We start from the raw sequence: 16,685 nt of genomic DNA, 5'->3' as shown, positions 1-16,685 counted from the left end.
GTCAGTGGTACTTGCTGCCGACGGCCTCGGTGATCAGCCCCGCGATGAGGCCGCCCAGCACCAGCACGCCGATCACAACGGGGGTTGCAAACTGCTGACCGTAGCCTGCCATCAAGCCAAAGGTCGAAATCAGTGCATCCATCGGGCCATCATATTGCCCACGCATCGACCGGGTGATCATCGTATGTCCCGACAGGATCAACAAGGCCCAGAACACCACGGCCCCGGCGGCCGTCAGCGCCGTGCCGATGGCGATGCTGTAGCCCTGACCAACCCGTGCGCCCATGATGCGCCAACCGCACAACAATCCCGCAACGATGCATAGCGGATACCAGAAACCCGGTGCCCGTCCTGCGTCAAACAAGGGGCCTGTCAGATAGGCAAGCCCCCCGGCCAGAACGGCATAAAGGATCGCCCCCGTCAGTTTTCCGGCTGTTGGCATGGCGGTCATTCCCCGGCTTGCGCAGACCGTCAGGCAGGCCGTGCGATCGTGATTTGTGTCACGTCGCAGTTTTCACTGGCAAATGTCGATGCACAAGAGGTCAGATAAAAGTTCCACATGCGCCGGAATCGATCATCAAAGCCCAGGGCCGCAACCTGATCCCATTTCGCGTTGAACGTCTCGTGCCAGCGCCGCAATGTCACGTCATAGCTGTGGCCGAATTCGACCGATTTCACCACGTTCATACCCGCGCGCGTCACCGTATCGCGCAGAATGCTCGGGCTGGGCAGCATGCCACCCGGAAAGATGTATTTCTGAATGAAATCAGGGCCTCGCTTGTAGATCTTCCAGCGGCGGTCCGCCACGGTGATGATCTGAAGTGTCGCGTTCTTGCCGGGCTTGAGCCTGTTTTTGACCGTCTCAAAATAGACAGGCCAATACTGCTCGCCCACTGCCTCGAACATTTCGATGCTGGCGATGCCGTCATAGGTGCCTGTCTCGTCGCGGTAATCCTGCAACTTGATCGCGACCTTGTCAGAAAGACCTGCCTTTTCAATGCGATCCACGGCGTACTTGAACTGCTCCGTGCTGATCGTCAGGCAGGTGACCCGCAGGCCGCGCTGGCTGGCGGCGTATTCGGCAAACCCGCCCCACCCACAGCCGATTTCCAGCACATGATCACCGGGCTGTGCGCCCATCTCGTCAACCATGGATGCATATTTGAGCGTCTGCGCGGCCTCCAGGCTTTCTTGGCCCGTCACGAATTTCGCGCTGGAATAGGTCATGGTTTCGTCCAGCCAGAGGCTGTAGAAATCATTGCCCAGATCGTAGTGGTATTCGATGTTCTTGCGCGCCTGCTTCTTGGAATTGCGCTGCAACCAGAACCGCAGCCGTTCAAAGCTGCGGACGATGAACTGGCCCGGAAAACCGTCGTACATTTCCTCGGCGTCGTCGTGCACAAGGTCCATGAAAGCCTGCAAATCGGGCGTGCTCCACCAGCCGTCAAGATAGGCATCACACAGACCCAGATCGCCCTCGCGGATCGTGCGGGCAAACAGATCCGCGTTGTGGACCGTCACCTCGGCCACATGACCGGGGTCAGCACCCTCGGCACGGAAATGCCGTCCGTCGGGCAGGATCACGTCCAGCCGCCCGCGTTTCAGTTTCAGCATGTTGAAAACAGACGAAAAATAACGCGGAAGGTCGTTTTGCCCTTCGGTGGTCGTCAAGATCATGCGCGATGTGTCCCCGTGGTTTGTCCTGCCGTTTCAGGCTTTTGCGGACATTAGTGATTATGATGCCAAAGTCACGAGACGGCAGACCGAATAGTTGCGGCCTTGGTCACAATGTCACAAGCCATCAGCCATTCTTGAACCGCTCATAAGCGTCCAGCGCCGCCTTGCGCCCGTCATCCGCTGCCACGATCGGGTCCGGATAGCTGTCGTCCGGCGACATGCCCCAGCGCTGCGGGATCGCATCAAAGTAAGACAGCGCCGTATCCGATGGATCGGCGTAGCCTTCGGCCAGCCAGGCGCGCACGTAATCGCGGTCGCCGTCGAATTTATCCAGCTGCGTGACCGGGTTGAACACGCGGAAATACGGCGTGGCATCAGGCCCCGACCCGGCCGACCATTGCCAGCCCATCGCGTTGCTGGCCGGGTCCCAGTCGATCAGGCAATCTGCAAACCAACGCTGCCCGATCCGCCAGTCACATTGCAGGTGCTTGGTCAGGTAGCTGGCAACGATCATCCTGCCGCGGTTGTGCATCGTGCCGGTCACATACATCTCGCGCATCGCGGCATCGACAAACCGGATGCCCGTGCGCCCCTGTTTCCAGGCCTTGACCTCGGCCAGACGTTCGTCGGTGTTCCAGTCGAACCCGTCCCATTCCTCGCGCCAGTTGCGATCGACGATGCGCGGCGTGTGATAGATCAGGTGATAGGCAAATTCGCGCCAGACCAGTTCCTTGAGGAATGTCTCGGCCCCGGTCCCTGCCCGGTCCATCGCGCGCCAGCCTGCGTGCCAGCAGGTCAGCGGGCTGATTTCGCCGTAGGTCAGGTTTTCCGACAGGCCAGAAGTGCCGTGTTTCATGCCCGGAATGTCGCGGTTTTTCTGATAATCCGCGACGCGGTGCTGCACAAAGGTCGCCAGCCGCTGGATGGCCGCCTCCTCGCCCACGGTGCACCAGGGCCGCAGGATATCGGCGCCGCGCTGCATGGCAGCAGACATCTGCCAATCATCCAGATCATCGCTGTCCGGCCACTGGTCCGGCGCAGGGATCGCCGAGGGTGCCGCAAGGCTGTCCGGCAATTGCCGGTCGCGGACATTTTTCCACATCGGCGTATAAACCTTGTAGAAACCGCCGCTGCCGGTCTTGACCGTCCAGGGTTCGAACAGCAGATGGCCAGCGTGGCTATGTGCGTCGATCCCGTCGTCGGTCAGCGCGGATTTGACCGCCGTATCCCGATCCTTGCATGCGGGATCATAGAGCCGCGACCACCAGACCGACCCGGCGCCCGTTTCCTTGATCAGTTCGCGCAAGACGGCCAGCGCATCACCACGGCGCAGGATCAGGCGACTGCCCTTGTCGTGCAGCGCAGCGGCCTGCGCGGCAATCGACATGCCCCAGCGCATTTTCGCGGCAGCCCCGGTGTTTTCCACCACATCGTCGTTGATGAAAACGGGAATGACGGGACGGCCCGTTGCACAGGCCGCGTCCAGAGCGGGATGATCGGACAATCGCAGGTCGCGACGAAACCAAAGCAGGATAGGAGAATTTTCAGACATGCGCTGCTATCTAGCGCCCCGTCGCCGCGTTCAAGCGGGAAAGTGCGGATGCCCGCAACCGGGCATCCGCAGTGGCATCACGCCTTTGGTTCGCTGCGCAAACCCTTGAAAATCGCGTAGCACATGATCAGCAGCACGATCGTGAACGGCAAACCGGTCGAAATCACCATGGATTGCAGCGACCCCAGACCGCCTGCGGACAACAACAGGACAATTGCCACGGCACCCTCGAATACGCACCAGAACACGCGCTGCGGCACCGGGGCGTCGATCTTGCCGCCTGCCGTGATCGTGTCGATCACCAGCGATCCCGAATCCGACGAGGTCACAAAGAACACGATGACCAGCACGATCCCGATGAAACTGGTGATCTGCGCCAGCGGCAATGCTGCCAGCATCTCGAACAGCTGCACCGGCAGTTCCGCGTCCTGGGCGGCGGTGTAACCGTCCTGCACGACCTGCTGGATGGCCACGCCACCAAAGACCGACATCCACAGCACGCAAACCAGCGACGGGATCAGCAATACGCATGTCACAAACTCACGCACTGTGCGGCCGCGGCTGACACGGGCGATGAACATGCCCACAAAGGGCGACCAGCTGATCCACCACGCCCAGTAGAACGCCGTCCAGCCCTGGACAAAGTTCGCGTCCTCACGGCCGACCGGGTTCGACAGCGCGGGCAGGAATTCCAGATAGGCCAGCAACGACGATCCGAATGTCGAAAGGATTGCGACCGTCGGGCCGACCAATAGCACGAACACCAGCAGCAGTGCCGCCAGCCCCATGTTGATTTCGGACAGGATTTTCACGCCACCATCAAGGCCGCGCGTAACGGACACCAATGCAACCGCGGTGATCGCGGTAATCAGCAGCACCTCGGTCGTAGCTCCCACGGGGACGCCGAACAACGCGTTCAGACCGGCGTTTGCCTGCGTCGCACCGAACCCCAGCGATGTCGCCAGACCGAACAATGTCGCAAACACGGCGATGATGTCGATCACGTGACCTGTCCAGCCCCAGACGCGTTCGCCAAAGATGGGATAAAACGCCGAACGGATCGTCAGCGGCAGGCCCTTGTTGTAGCTGAACAGCGCCAGCGAAAGGCCGACGATGGCGTAAATGCCCCAAGGGTGCAGACCCCAGTGGAAAATGGTCGCAGCCATGCCCAGCCGGATCGCCGCTTCGGTATCGCCCGCAGCGGCCCCCAACGGGGCCCAATCGGTGCGCGCGCCCTCTTCTACGCTTGTGCCGCCCAGGGCGGTGGAAAAATGTGTCAGCGGTTCGGACACGCCGTAGAACATCAGGCCAATGCCCATCCCGGCTGCGAACAGCATCGCGAACCAGCCCAGATAGCTGTAGTCAGCGGTCGCATCCGCGCCACCCAGCCGGACCCGGCCCAGCGGCGAGACAATCAGGAATAGGCAAAACAGCACAAAGATGTTTGCGGCCGTCAAAAAGAACCAGTCGAATTTCTGGGTGACGGTCGAAAACAGCCAGCTGAATACCGCGCCGGCCTGCTCGGGCAGCGCCAGGGTATAGAAAACGAATGCCACGACCGCGGCACCCGAAATCGCAAAGACCGGGTTGTGGATGTCAAAGGCAATCCGGCCAAGATTGCCTTCAAAGTTGTCTTGACCGATCTCGTAATCGGTCTGGATCTGCTCAACAGCGCCTTCCGGGGCGGGAATGCCCTCTGGCGTTACTTCTGTCATCTTGTCTCCTTACCGTTCAGTTAATCTCGTGCAACGACTAGCGGAAAATTGCCCAAGATGAAACCAACCCCACCTATTCGGCGGGATTGGCGACCGTTTCGGCGGCCTTGGCACGGCGCCCGTCGCGGTACAGCGCCTTGATCAAAGACAGGCACATCAGCACCATGACGACCGAAAACGGCAATGCGCCGATGATCATCGCGGTGTTGATCGCGTCCAGCCCGCCAGCCACCAGCAAGGCACCGATCACAAAGCCCAGGATGCAGCCCCAGGCGATGATATGCAGCCGGCCCTTTGGCGATTCGTCACCTGCGGCTGCGATCGTGTTGATGATCAGGATCGCGCTGTCGGCAGAGGTCACGAGGTAGGTCAGCAACAACACGACGATCACAGCACTCATCAGTTTGGCCAGCAGCGGCGACAGCATGAAATTGATCATCGCGAACAGCTGGCTGGAAATGCCGGCACCTGTGATCTGGTCGCCTGCACCGCCGTTCAGCGTCAGGTCGATCGCCGTGCCGCCCGCAAAGGCAAACCAGACGAAACACATCAGTGACGGCACGATCATGGCCCCCAGCACATACTCGCGGACCGTGCGTCCCCGACTGATACGCGCCAGGAACAGCCCCACGAACGGCGCAAAGGCAATCCACCAGGCCCAGTAAAAGATGGTCCAGCTCCCCTGCCAACCGGCCAGGGCGTTCTGCATGTTGTCCGCATCGGTGCCATCAGGACGAAAGAGCGTCAGCGACATGGCTGGCAGATTGATCAGATAATCCCACAGCCCCACAAAGAGCGACCGGAACGCGAACAACGTGGACCCGAACACCAGAAAAAACGCGAGGATGAAAAACGAAAGCCCCATGTTCAGGTTCGACAGCCACTTGATCCCCTTGCCGACGCCGGACAGCGCACTCAGGACGGAACAGAACATCACCACGACCAGCGCCGTCAGCATGCCGGCGACAGTCGGCGTGCCTTCGGCGTTCATCAGCCAGGCCGCGCCCGTGATATTGAACACGCCGGATGCGAACTGCGATACGCCGTAGCCGATGGTTACGGCGACCCCCAGGATCGTCGCGATGACAGAGACAATATCAATGACGTGGCCCAGCGGTCCTTCCAGTGCGCGACCAAACAGCGGCGTCAGGCCAGAACGGATCGTCAACGGCAGACCCCGCGAATAGCTGAAAAACGCCAGTGCCAGACCCACGATCGCGTAGCATCCCCATGCGGAAAATCCCCAATGCAGGAACGACCATTTGTAGGCCGAAATCACGTTGTCAGCCGCGCTGGCCGTCGTGGCCCCGGTGATCGTGTCGGGATTGATGCCGAAATGGTAGATCGGCTCTGCGGTGGCATAGGTCAGCATGCCGATCCCGATGCCCGCGCCGAACATCATCGAAAACCAGGAAAAACTGCTGAATTCGGGCGTATCGCCCGGTTGCCCCAACATCAACCGACCCGTGGTCGGATAAAGCGCAAGCCCCAGTGCCGTCACGATAAAGAACGCGACCGCATACATGTACCAGGGGCCGGTATTCGCATCGATGGTCGAACGGATGTTGCTCAGGATTTCCCCCGCCTGGATCGACCAGACGGCAGCCCAGACGATCAGCACGCCGATCAGGACCTTGGATCCAACGGAAACGATGGTGTTGAAACCCTCGTAAAATCCGTCGTCGGCAGTTTGAATATCAAGATCGGTGAGGGGTGGCTTGAGCGGCATCAGAGAGTCTCCGGCTATGAACAGGACACTCTACCTAGCCCACGCCGCCGGATATGACACCCGACGGCGCGAAATAAAATTGCGCGTCAGCGATTGACGTCGACGACAACGCGCCCGCGCACCTGACCTTTCAGGATATCCGCGCCCAGCTTTGGCAGGTCGGACAAGGTCGCAGGCTGGATCATCGCGTCAAGCTTGTCCATCGGCAGATCGGTGGCGATCCGGCGCCAGGCCCGCTGACGGTTTTCAAACGGCTGCATGACGGAATCGATCCCCAGGAGGTTCACGCCGCGTAGCAGGAACGGGATGACCGTCGCGGGCAGACCAGCACCCCCGGCCAGCCCCACTGCCGCAACCGATGCACCATATTGCATCTGGCCCAGCAGACGCGCCAGCATATCGCCGCCGACCGCATCGACACAGCCGCCCCAGCGCTCGCCTTCCAGCGGGCGCTTGACGGTCTCATTCAGATCAGCGCGTGCCACGATCTCGGTCGCGCCCAGCTCGCGCAGATAATCCGCGCTCTCGGGCCGGCCGGTGACGGCAGCGACGGGATAGCCCAGATTGGACAGGATCGCGGTGGCCACCGATCCCACGCCGCCAGAGGCCCCGGTGACCAGCACTGGTCCATCCTTGATGCCATGATCCTCCAGCGCCATGACCGCCAGCATCGCCGTGAAACCGGCCGTCCCCACGGCCATCGCCCGGCGCGCATCCAGCCCCTCGGGCAGCGGCACCAACCAATCCGCCTTGACCCGCGCCTTTTGCGCGTAACCACCCCAATGCGCCTCACCCACGCGCCAACCGGTTAGGACCACCTTGTCACCGACCGCATAGCGGTCATCCGATGACGCCTCGACGGTGCCCGCAAAATCGATGCCGGGCACATGCGGATAGGTGCGCACCAGACCACCGCCCGGACCGATGCACAGACCGTCCTTGTAGTTGACGGTGGAATATTCGACCGCGACCGTGACCTCGCCTGCGGGCAGATCATCCAGCCCGATCTGTTTCACCTGGGCCGTCGTCTTGCCGTCCTCGCCCTTGTCCACGATCAATGCATTGAACATCGCTGTCTCCTCGCTTGTAAAAGTTTTTCGCCACAGCACACGAATCCCCATGTGCCTGCGCCCGTCGTATCATCTTGCCCCAAATACTCCCGCCGGAGGCGCCGACGCCGCATTCCGTGCAACCTCCGGATCGTCGCGTGCCACATCACGTCGCACAGCCATGCTCGCGCGCAGGCAAGTCGGTTGATCCCTCGCGCGGCAGGCGGTGACACGGGTCACGCGGGCGGCGTCTCGAACAGGTTGACGCTGGGCAACGCATGACCCATCGCCGCAAGATGCGTGCGGATCACCGCCCGCTGATCGGTCTGCTGGTTGAACATATGCATCACGCAGGCGTCCTTTTGCAGGATGATGTCCTGCTCCAGCGAAATCGACCAGAACGCGATTTGTTCAAGCAGATCCACGGAATTGAGCGTATCGGCCCACATCCGCAATGCACCATCGGTGCGAAACCGGTCCAGCCACCAGGCGCGAATGTCCGGGGTCAATGTCGTGCTCTCGGACAGGTCCTGTGCCGGCGGCTTGATCGCATAAAGCCGCGACAGCCACATCCGGTCCAGCCACAAAAGGTGGTTCACCGCACCCAGGACCGAACCGTGGGGCGATGCGGTCCTTGCTGCCAGATCAGCGTCGCTCATCTTCTGAAAGACATCCCACAATGCCTTGTTCTGCCACGCATTATAGCGGGCCATCATCCGGCAGTAGGCGCGGTCGATCAAGGCTTGGGACCTTTCCAGTCGATCGGACAGACCTCTGCCGATTTGCCGCCGAAATCCCAGACGCGCCCGTAGTCGCGCACCTTGGACTTCAGACCGGTGGCCGCAATGATGTCCGGGCCCATCCAGTATTTGCTGTTGGACACCATGACGGGGTGGTCCTTGTCCTTGCCGGCCAGCATCTCGATTTCGCCCTGGATCTTGCGCCCGATATAAATACCGCGCCTGTTTCCGTCGCGGACGATTTCGACCTTTTCACGCTCGGCGCCGATGATCTCGGACACCAGCATCGTGAACAGCCCCGTGGTGCCCCCCGCCTGCCCCGAAAAGATCTTGAGCAACCCGTTATAGGCCTTTTGGCTGGACCGGTCGTCGACATAGGCCGCGACCTTCCAGTTGCCTTCGGCCATGCGGCCGGGGATGTCGACCAGCAGGCCGACGTTCAGGCCCGACAGATCCTCACCCTCGAAATGGCCTTCGTCGATGGCGATGGCCATCCACGCATGGCAATGCCCCTCGGTCGGGGGATGCGCCCCCAATGAGACCACGCAGGGACAGAAAACCGTGCAGGAACAGTTCAGAAACAGCTCACCCTTGATGGCCCAATCGGTCGGCTGCATCTTGCGCCGCCGCGGATTGGGCATCCGGCTGTCGATCCGTTGCGAAATCGGCAGGCGATCGGTCGTCGTGGCCATCGGCAATCCTCTCAGCGCAATGCAACGAACAGGCCACCGGCAATCAGCGCCCATCCCGCAGGTTTGATCAGACGATGCCCGATCTGTGGTAATTTCTCAAACACCATGAACACCGTGGCAAGCCCCATCCACAACAAAGACATCACGCCGCCCACGAAACCCAGCGCCATGAACCCCCAGCAACACCCCACGCAAAAGGCCCCCAGCCCCAGCCCCATGCGCAATCCGCCACCGAAACCGGGCCGCCATGACCCAAGGAAATAGTGCATCGGCGCATGGCAGACCCCGTGGCAGACCTCCTTGGCGCGGGTGAACTGAAACGCCCCGACGACGATCAACAGGCCCGCCGACAGCCAGCGTGACGTAACGGCACCCAGCACGTCGACACCGCCAATGGCCAGCAGGACCAGTTGTGCGACGGAAATCACCGCCGCGAATCCAACCCAGACGATCAGGTACCCCAACAGGACACCCACCCAGCCCGCACGGCTGCCATCGGCCGACCGCATCAATGCCTCGTATGTCGTCAGGGTCGGCACCATCGTGGGCAACATCATCGCCGCCATCATCACGGCCCACATGGGAAACAACATTCCAAAGGTCGTCAGCGGCATCATGTTGGGCCCGGTCACCCGCCCCCAGACATCCAGTCCCGCCATCAACGACATCATGTAGAGCCAGGCCCAGGACAGCAGGATCGCCATGAAAAACCCCAGCCACAGTGCCGTTCGTACCCCGTGCCGGGCCATCCGTTCCATCGCGATCTCCGATTTGGTCAGACCGGTTTTGTGCCAGCCCGCAATCTTGGGATCAAGCCGTGCGATCCGCTCTTGTCGCGACCCGCACGAGGTTCTAGCGTTTCTTGCGACAACAGGTTCACACAGGGGATGCACCATGACCTTTGCACGTCTACTTGGCACAGCTGCCGCTGCAGCAATCGCGAGCGCCGCAGGTGCGCAGGACAGCGATCTGCTCGTCTTTGACTATCCCGGGTTCGAAAACCCCGAATTTCACCAGGCCTATATCGAAGCACATGGCGACAGCCCCGCCTTCAGCTTTTTCGGGGACGAGGACGAGGCGTTCCAGAAAATCCGTTCCGGGTTCCAGGCCGATGTGGCGCATATCTGCGCAGGTTCGGTCACACGCTGGGCCGAAAGCGGTATCCTGGATGAATGGGACACCAGCCGCATCGACGCATGGGACGATCTGGACAGCAACCTGACAGGCGAAAACGTGGCGGATGCCGCCGGCGTGTTCTTTGTGCCGACAGATTTCGGCTCCACCGCCATTGCCTACAACCCCGAAGAAGTCCCGGCCGAGGATGTCGCCTCGCTGCAGGTGTTTCAGAACCCCGCCTACGCGGGTCGCATGACGCTGCCCGACAACGTGGACGATGCCTATGCGCTGGCCTACCTGGCGACCGGCGTGGACAACTGGCAGAATGCGACCGACGAACAGTTCCAGGCTGCATCCGACTGGCTGCGCGCCGTGCACCCGAACCTGCGGACCTATTGGACGGACCCCGCCGAACTGGCACAGCTGATGTCGTCCGGCGAAATCCTGGTCAGCTGGGCCTGGAACGAAACCTACCCCACCATGGTCGAAGAAGGCCGCCCCATCGCCTTTCAGCGTGAGGCCGCAGAAGGGTCGTCGCTATGGCTGTGCGGCTACGTGAACCTGTCCGACGGCGAAGGTTCCGAAGACAAGGCCTATGACTACGTCAACGCCATGCTGGCCGCCTCGTCCGTCGTGCCGCTGCTGGACGCGGGCTTTGGATCGTCGAACAAGGTCGCCCTGAACGAGCAGGTCAGCGAGGAGGACCTGGCAGCCTCCGGTCTGGAACCGATCGCCGTGCCGGTTCTCGCGCAGCTGCCCATGAGCAACGAAATGCGCGAACGTCAGGCAGAGACGTTCGAACTGATCAAGGCCGGCTTCTAGGATCCGGTGACCGGCGGGCGGCCCTTTAACGGACCGCCCGCCTGCCGCCTGCGGTCAATGATGCCGCGCAACCCATCCGGATACAGCGCCGGACGCCCCGGCAGATCAAGGGTGTCGGGATCGACCCAACTGGCGTGACACAGGGTGCCGCTATCTTCGTGAAATGCGATCCGGTCCACACTTTCATATGCCCCTTCCGGAAAAACCACCTCAAAGACCGCAATGACTTCGTGACCTGGCGCACCATGATGCACGAACAGATTCTCGACATAATCAGCCGCGCCGACGGTCCGGATGTCGATACCAAGTTCTTCCCTGAATTCCCGGATGACAGCCGCCTGCGCCGTCTCGCCAAAATTGACCGACCCGCCCAGCGGCCGCATGCCCTTGATTCGCCCATCATCATCCGGCACCTCGGCCGCCAGCACGGCTGCGCCGCGCCAATGCAAGCCTAGCACCTTGAACCGGATTCCGGGGGCGGGTCGCCAGCGAAGGGGTGTGGTATCTTGCATCTGCATTCCTCTGTCTGCCGCGCGCCTTGCACCATTCTTCTGGTCAAAAATATCCTCGGGGGTCCGGGGGTGAAACCCCCGAAAAGGGGTGGGTGGGCGGGGCCACCCACCGCACTAGGTTGAACCGCAACGCAATTTCAAAGGCACATCGCAATGGACATCATCAACATTCTGCTCGCTCTGCTTTCAATCGGTTTCGGTGTGATCGGATGGCTGGCACCACGCTACACCATGGATGTGCTGGATACCGCGACCAAGAACAACAGCACCATGGGCCTGTCAGAGGTGCGCGCCGCATCCGGCGCACTATTCGTGGGTCTGGGTATGGGGGCGCTCTTGACCGGCCTGCCCGGTGCCTATGCGGCAATCGGATTTGCCTGGGGCGGCGGTGCCGTGGGGCGTCTGACCTCGATCGTGCTGGACGGTCCCAGCCGCCTGAAATGGATCTTTTTCGCCGTCGAAGCCGCGGTTGGCGTCACGGCGATCGTCATCAACCTGTGAACCCCGCTGGCGCAGGTCCTGCCTAGTCGATAGACAGACGGCCATCGGCGCATACTGGGGGTTTGCACATGGCGTTCATGTTTCGGTGGCTACTGCGGATCGCAACGGGTCTGTTCGTCCTGTCCATCGCGGCGGTGACACTGATCTGGTATTTTGCATCGCGGTCGCTGCCCGACTACGAAGGCAATTTCGCCGTCGCTGGTGTCTCGGCCCCGGTCGAGATCGTGCGCGACAACGCCGCCGTGCCGCATATCTTTGGCCAGACCGATGCCGACACCTTTTATGCGCTGGGATATGTCCATGCACAGGACCGGTTGTGGCAAATGACCATGCTGCGCCGCACGGCGCAGGGGCGTCTGTCCGAACTCTTTGGTCAACGGACGGTCAGCATCGACAACCTGCTGCGCAGGCTCGACCTATACAACCTTGCTGTCAGTTCGGTGCAGGCGCAGGACGCACAGACGATGGCGGCGCTGAATGCCTATGCCGCCGGGGTCAATGCCTGGCTGGCCGAGATCAACAGCGGCGCGCGCGGACGCGGCGCGCCCGAAATGTGGGTGTTCAATCATGCCATCGCACCCTGGCAGCCTGCCGACAGCATCGCCGTGCTGAAACTGATGGCGCTGCAACTTTCCGGTCAGGCCGATTACGAGGTCCTGCGCGCGCGAACCTCGCTGATGCTGCCGAACGCACGTCTGGCCGATATCCTGCCCGATGATCCATCGTCCGGCGTTGCCGCACTTCCGGAATATAGCGCGATGGTGGGTGACCTGCCCCAACCGACATCCCCCGCCCGGGTCTACGATGACCCTCTGTCGCCGTTGAAATCACACGAGCTGTCGGGCGCATCCAACGCCTGGGCCGCCGGTCTGACCCGGTCCGCCGCGGGATCGACGCTTCTGGCGAACGACCCGCACCTGGGACTGACCGCGCCGACGATCTGGTATCTGACGCGGCTGCAACTGGAAACGGGCGACGTGATCGGGGCCACGATCCCCGGCCTGCCCGTGGTCCTGTCCGGCCGCAGCGCAGATATCGGCTGGGGCGTGACAACAGCCTATGTCGACGATCAGGATATCCACCTCGAGCAGATCAATCCCGACAATGCCAACCAGTATCGCACGCCGGATGGCTGGGCAGATTTCCGGTCGCGCGACAGCATCATCCGGATCAAGGGTGCCCCCGCGATCACACTGCGTTTGCGCTGGACCGAAAACGGACCCGTCCTGCCCGGAGATGTGTTCGACGTGGGCAGCGTGACACCGCCCGGCCATGTGGCGGCCCTGTCATGGACGGCCCTGTCGGATCGCGACACCTCGGTCAGTGCCGCGATGGCCATGATGCGCGCCCGCACGGTCGAGGGCGCGATTGACGCCGCCCAGGACTACCTTGCACCCGCGCAGAACCTGACGCTGGCCGACCGCACCGATGTCGCCATGAAAACCATCGGCCTGATCCCGCGCCGCGATCCCATGCACGTCAGCCGGGGCCGCCTGCCAGCCTATGGCTATTTGCCGGAAAACCGCTGGCAGGGCCGCATGCCCTATGCCGACAACCCCGAATTCGTGGCCCCCGAAGGCGGCATTCTGGGAAATACCAATAACAAGACGGTGGACCGGCCGTTTCCCAACCATGTGAGCTATCGCTGGGGCGACACACAGCGCATCAACCGCTGGCGCCGCCTGATGCAAAGCCGGCAGGTCCACACGCGCGACAGTTTCATCGAGGCGCAGCTGGACACCGTCAGTTTCACGGCCCGCGCCCTGCTGCCACTGATCGGTGCCGACCTGTGGTTCACCGGAGAGGCGGCCGCGGACGGCACGCCCGAGCGTCGCCGCCAGATCGCCCTGACGCTGCTGGCCAACTGGAACGGAGAGATGAACGAGCACCTGCCAGAGCCGCTGATCTATGCCGCCTGGTTGCGGGCGCTTCAAACACGCCTTATCCAGGACGACCTCGGGCCATTGGCGACCGAATTCACCCATGTTGATCCGGTCTTTGTCGAACGGGTGTTCCGCGACGTGGACGGCGCATCGGCGTGGTGTGACGTGATCCAGTCTGCCCCGGTCGAAACCTGCACGGACATGGCGCGGTTGGCCCTGGATGACGCATTGCAGTGGATCGACGATTCCTTTGGCACGAACCTGGAAACCCTGCGCTGGGGCGATGTGCATCAGGCGACCCACGACCATCCCACGCTGGGCAGCGTTCCCGTCCTGCAATGGTTCGTGAACATCCGCCAATCGACGTCCGGCGGGGACAACACGTTGATGCGCGGCCGCACGGCGGGCGAAGGCGCGAATCCGTTTCGCAACGTCCATGCCGCAGGCTATCGGGGCGTCTACGACTTTGCCGACCCCGACAGCTCTGTTTTCGTGACGGCCACGGGCCAGTCCGGGCATTTCCTGTCGCGCTACTATGACAACCTGGGGGAACTGTGGCGCCGTGGCGAATACATCCCGATGTCGCTGGACCCTGCGCTTGCGCGGGCGGCTGCATTGGGCGTGATGACGCTGGTCCCACAGCAGAATGATGAGTGATTCCGGCGCGCGTTAATCTATTGATAACGTCTGCGCCCTAACGCTTTTGCATGTTGCAAAAGCTGCTGTCATTCATGATTTCCGTTGCCCGCTGGATGATGCCAAAGGGGCGCATCGACCTGATGTTGAAGGTCACGCTGATGACCGTCTTCATTCACCTGTTTTCAGTCAGCGCAGAATGGTTTCTGATCGGACAGATCGCCTACCCGTTCTGGCCGCGTCTGATGCTGACGGCCATTTCGGCATTCCCCTTTGTGGCGATGGTCGTCGTCAGCTTCCACATTGCAGAGAAAAGCCGCGCGAGACTGCGTGCTTTGGCGGATACGGACACATTGACCAGCCTGCCGAACCGGCGGGCCTTTATCGCAGCCACCACCGCCGCGATCGACGCAAGGATGCCGGGCTACCTTGCTATTCTGGATGGCGATTGTTTCAAGTCGATCAATGACACGCTGGGCCATGCGACGGGTGATCGCGCACTCTTGGCGATTGCCGCGCGACTCCATCGGTTGCAGGGCCCGCAAATCTGCGTTGCACGACTTGGCGGGGATGAATTCGGCATTCTGGTTCTGGCGGAAAACCCGCATCGGCAACTCGACCACATCGAAAGCGTGATCTGCGCGGGGGTTCGGTTCAGCATTTCCGAGGGGGGACAGGACCTCGTGCTGCGGATGTCGGCTGGTGCTGCCCGATTGACGCCAGATCAGACCGTCATTCGCATCATGGCAGAGGCTGACTGGGCGCTTTATGCGGCCAAGAATAAAGGCGGCGCATGTCTGGTCTATGGCAAGCAACAGGCCCCGGCAGCAGGGCAAACGGCCATTTTCCATGAAAAAGGGGCGCTGCGATCACGCAGCGCCCCCATGAATTGATTGCGGTTGCCGGTCAGCCGCGAGCGTTTGCAACCAGTTTCCACAGGCTGGGCACCAACAGCGCCGCCAGCACCAGCTTGACCAGGTCGCCCACCAGGAACGGTGTCAGACCCCAGGCAAGGATCGGCTGATCCCAACCATACAGCACGCCAAGCCACAGCAGACCCGGAACGTAGATCGCCACATTGCCTGCAATCAACGCGGCAACCATGCCCTTGACGCTGCGGTCATAGCCCGCGCGCGCGGCAAAACCCAGCATCACGGTCGCCAGAACATAGCCCACCAGATAGCCGCCTGTGCCGCCCAGCATGTAGGTCAGGCCGGATGCATCCGCACCGGTGCCTGCAAAAACGTCCAACCCCAGCGCACCCAGGATCATGTAACCCATGATCGTGACCAGACCCAGACGCGGACCATAGGCCGCCCCGAGGGTCAGCACGGCAAAGGTTCCCATCGTGATCGGAACCGGCCACATCGGCACCTTGATCTTGGCGGCAATCGCAAGGAACGCGATGCCTGCGATGACCAGCGCCACCTGCTTAACCCGCAGGGCCGTGCCTTCGGTCGCGCCAAAGGATTCACCCAGCACTTTATCTGTCAATGTCAGCGCCATGCGCGTCACTCCTGTTCGAACAAATGGTCATCCATGTTTGACGCAGCGTTTGCGGGGGCGCAAGGGCTCAACCCCGGCGATATGCACTGGTCATCGTATAATTCTTGGCCGGGCCCGTGACGTTCCAGACGCTCTGCCATGCGGGCCAGCGGGTGAAATCATAGGTGACGCGGTAATAATCGGCCCCGCAGGGGTGGTCTGTGCCTGCCGCCATGCCATCGGGCGCAAAGGTGTGAAACTCGCGCCCGTCACTGAACCGCACCGCGATCCCGTCAGCACCAAAGGTCCACAAATAGACCCTCTCGGCCCGAAAACCCTGACCATCCCCCAGTCGAAGCACCCCGGTTTCATGATAGCGCAGACCATCCGCGCCGTCCGGTGTCAGCACGGCATGGCCTGCGAATGTGTCGCGCTGGCCCGCGTGCCTGTCGTCGATCTGCCGGGCGATCTGCCATGTGCCCGCGAAATCCTGTTGCCCCAGGGTCATGCCGGTGCCTTTCCATTCCTGCCTGACGGCAGTATGACGCGCGCGATCCTGCTGCCAACCCGAAAGGC

General features: G+C 61.7%; 16 protein-coding genes. 4 read left to right on the top strand and 12 right to left on the bottom strand.

Features of this window, described 5'->3' with window-relative positions:
• Window position 1: 1 nt before the first annotated feature.
• The 9 genes from AN189_RS04895 to AN189_RS04855 form a co-directional block, all read right to left on the bottom strand.
• Window positions 2–442: a TrgA family protein gene (locus tag AN189_RS04895; RefSeq protein WP_172794856.1), complete on the bottom strand. Its 441-nt coding sequence runs from the start codon at window positions 440–442 to the stop codon at window positions 2–4.
• 29 nt (window positions 443–471) lie between these two features.
• The gene (locus tag AN189_RS04890; RefSeq protein WP_056031860.1) at window positions 472–1,677 is read right to left on the bottom strand and encodes a cyclopropane-fatty-acyl-phospholipid synthase family protein; all 1,206 of its coding nucleotides are present in this window, start codon (window positions 1,675–1,677) and stop codon (window positions 472–474) included.
• 124 nt (window positions 1,678–1,801) lie between these two features.
• Window positions 1,802–3,229 carry a deoxyribodipyrimidine photo-lyase gene (locus AN189_RS04885; RefSeq protein ID WP_056031856.1) on the bottom strand — a complete coding sequence of 476 codons (1,428 nt, stop codon included), beginning with the start codon at window positions 3,227–3,229 and terminating at the stop codon, window positions 1,802–1,804.
• A gap of 77 nt (window positions 3,230–3,306) precedes the next feature.
• Entirely contained in the window at window positions 3,307–4,944 is a 1,638-nt protein-coding gene (locus tag AN189_RS04880) for a BCCT family transporter (RefSeq protein ID WP_056031853.1), read from the bottom strand.
• Between the two features lie 73 nt (window positions 4,945–5,017).
• Window positions 5,018–6,673, bottom strand: coding sequence for a BCCT family transporter (locus AN189_RS04875; RefSeq protein ID WP_056031851.1), 1,656 nt, complete (start codon window positions 6,671–6,673; stop codon window positions 5,018–5,020).
• 86 nt (window positions 6,674–6,759) lie between these two features.
• Complete coding sequence (gene acuI, locus AN189_RS04870; protein ID WP_056031848.1) at window positions 6,760–7,743, bottom strand: acryloyl-CoA reductase; 984 nt, start codon at window positions 7,741–7,743, stop codon at window positions 6,760–6,762.
• Window positions 7,744–7,958: 215 nt separating this feature from the next.
• Window positions 7,959–8,462, bottom strand: a complete 504-nt coding sequence (locus AN189_RS04865) for a DinB family protein (protein WP_056031845.1) — start codon at window positions 8,460–8,462, stop codon at window positions 7,959–7,961.
• The gene (locus tag AN189_RS04860; protein ID WP_056031842.1) at window positions 8,459–9,154 is read right to left on the bottom strand and encodes a DUF1326 domain-containing protein; all 696 of its coding nucleotides are present in this window, start codon (window positions 9,152–9,154) and stop codon (window positions 8,459–8,461) included. The genes AN189_RS04865 and AN189_RS04860 overlap by 4 nt, the downstream gene beginning before the upstream one ends.
• Before the next feature lie 11 nt (window positions 9,155–9,165).
• Window positions 9,166–9,903 (bottom strand): DUF2182 domain-containing protein, encoded by a 738-nt coding sequence (locus tag AN189_RS04855; protein ID WP_056032170.1) that lies wholly within the window; start codon window positions 9,901–9,903, stop codon window positions 9,166–9,168.
• A 145-nt stretch (window positions 9,904–10,048) separates the two neighbouring features.
• Here AN189_RS04855 and AN189_RS04850 point away from each other — a divergent pair, with 145 nt between their 5' ends.
• On the top strand, window positions 10,049–11,092 hold the full coding sequence (locus AN189_RS04850; RefSeq protein ID WP_056031841.1) for an extracellular solute-binding protein: 1,044 nt from the start codon (window positions 10,049–10,051) through the stop codon (window positions 11,090–11,092).
• Here AN189_RS04850 and AN189_RS04845 read toward each other — a convergent pair.
• Window positions 11,089–11,604: an NUDIX hydrolase gene (locus AN189_RS04845; RefSeq protein WP_056032166.1), complete on the bottom strand. Its 516-nt coding sequence runs from the start codon at window positions 11,602–11,604 to the stop codon at window positions 11,089–11,091. The genes AN189_RS04850 and AN189_RS04845 overlap by 4 nt on opposite strands.
• A gap of 153 nt (window positions 11,605–11,757) precedes the next feature.
• Here AN189_RS04845 and AN189_RS04840 point away from each other — a divergent pair, with 153 nt between their 5' ends.
• From AN189_RS04840 to AN189_RS04830, 3 genes are all read left to right on the top strand, one after another.
• Entirely contained in the window at window positions 11,758–12,105 is a 348-nt protein-coding gene (locus AN189_RS04840; RefSeq protein ID WP_056031839.1) for a DUF4345 family protein, read from the top strand.
• Between the two features lie 68 nt (window positions 12,106–12,173).
• Complete coding sequence (locus tag AN189_RS04835) at window positions 12,174–14,645, top strand: penicillin acylase family protein (protein ID WP_056031836.1); 2,472 nt, start codon at window positions 12,174–12,176, stop codon at window positions 14,643–14,645.
• 50 nt (window positions 14,646–14,695) lie between these two features.
• The gene (locus AN189_RS04830) at window positions 14,696–15,517 is read left to right on the top strand and encodes a GGDEF domain-containing protein (RefSeq protein WP_056031834.1); all 822 of its coding nucleotides are present in this window, start codon (window positions 14,696–14,698) and stop codon (window positions 15,515–15,517) included.
• Window positions 15,518–15,530: 13 nt separating this feature from the next.
• On the opposite strand, the gene AN189_RS04825 is transcribed toward AN189_RS04830, so the two are convergent.
• Window positions 15,531–16,130 (bottom strand): biotin transporter BioY, encoded by a 600-nt coding sequence (locus tag AN189_RS04825; RefSeq protein ID WP_056031831.1) that lies wholly within the window; start codon window positions 16,128–16,130, stop codon window positions 15,531–15,533.
• A gap of 67 nt (window positions 16,131–16,197) precedes the next feature.
• Entirely contained in the window at window positions 16,198–16,617 is a 420-nt protein-coding gene (locus AN189_RS04820) for a DUF6314 family protein (RefSeq protein ID WP_056031830.1), read from the bottom strand.
• Window positions 16,618–16,685: the final 68 nt, after the last annotated feature.

This window comes from Loktanella sp. 3ANDIMAR09 (assembly GCF_001420005.1).
GTDB lineage: Bacteria > Pseudomonadota > Alphaproteobacteria > Rhodobacterales > Rhodobacteraceae > Loktanella.
This window is presented reverse-complemented; position numbering and strand designations above follow the sequence as displayed.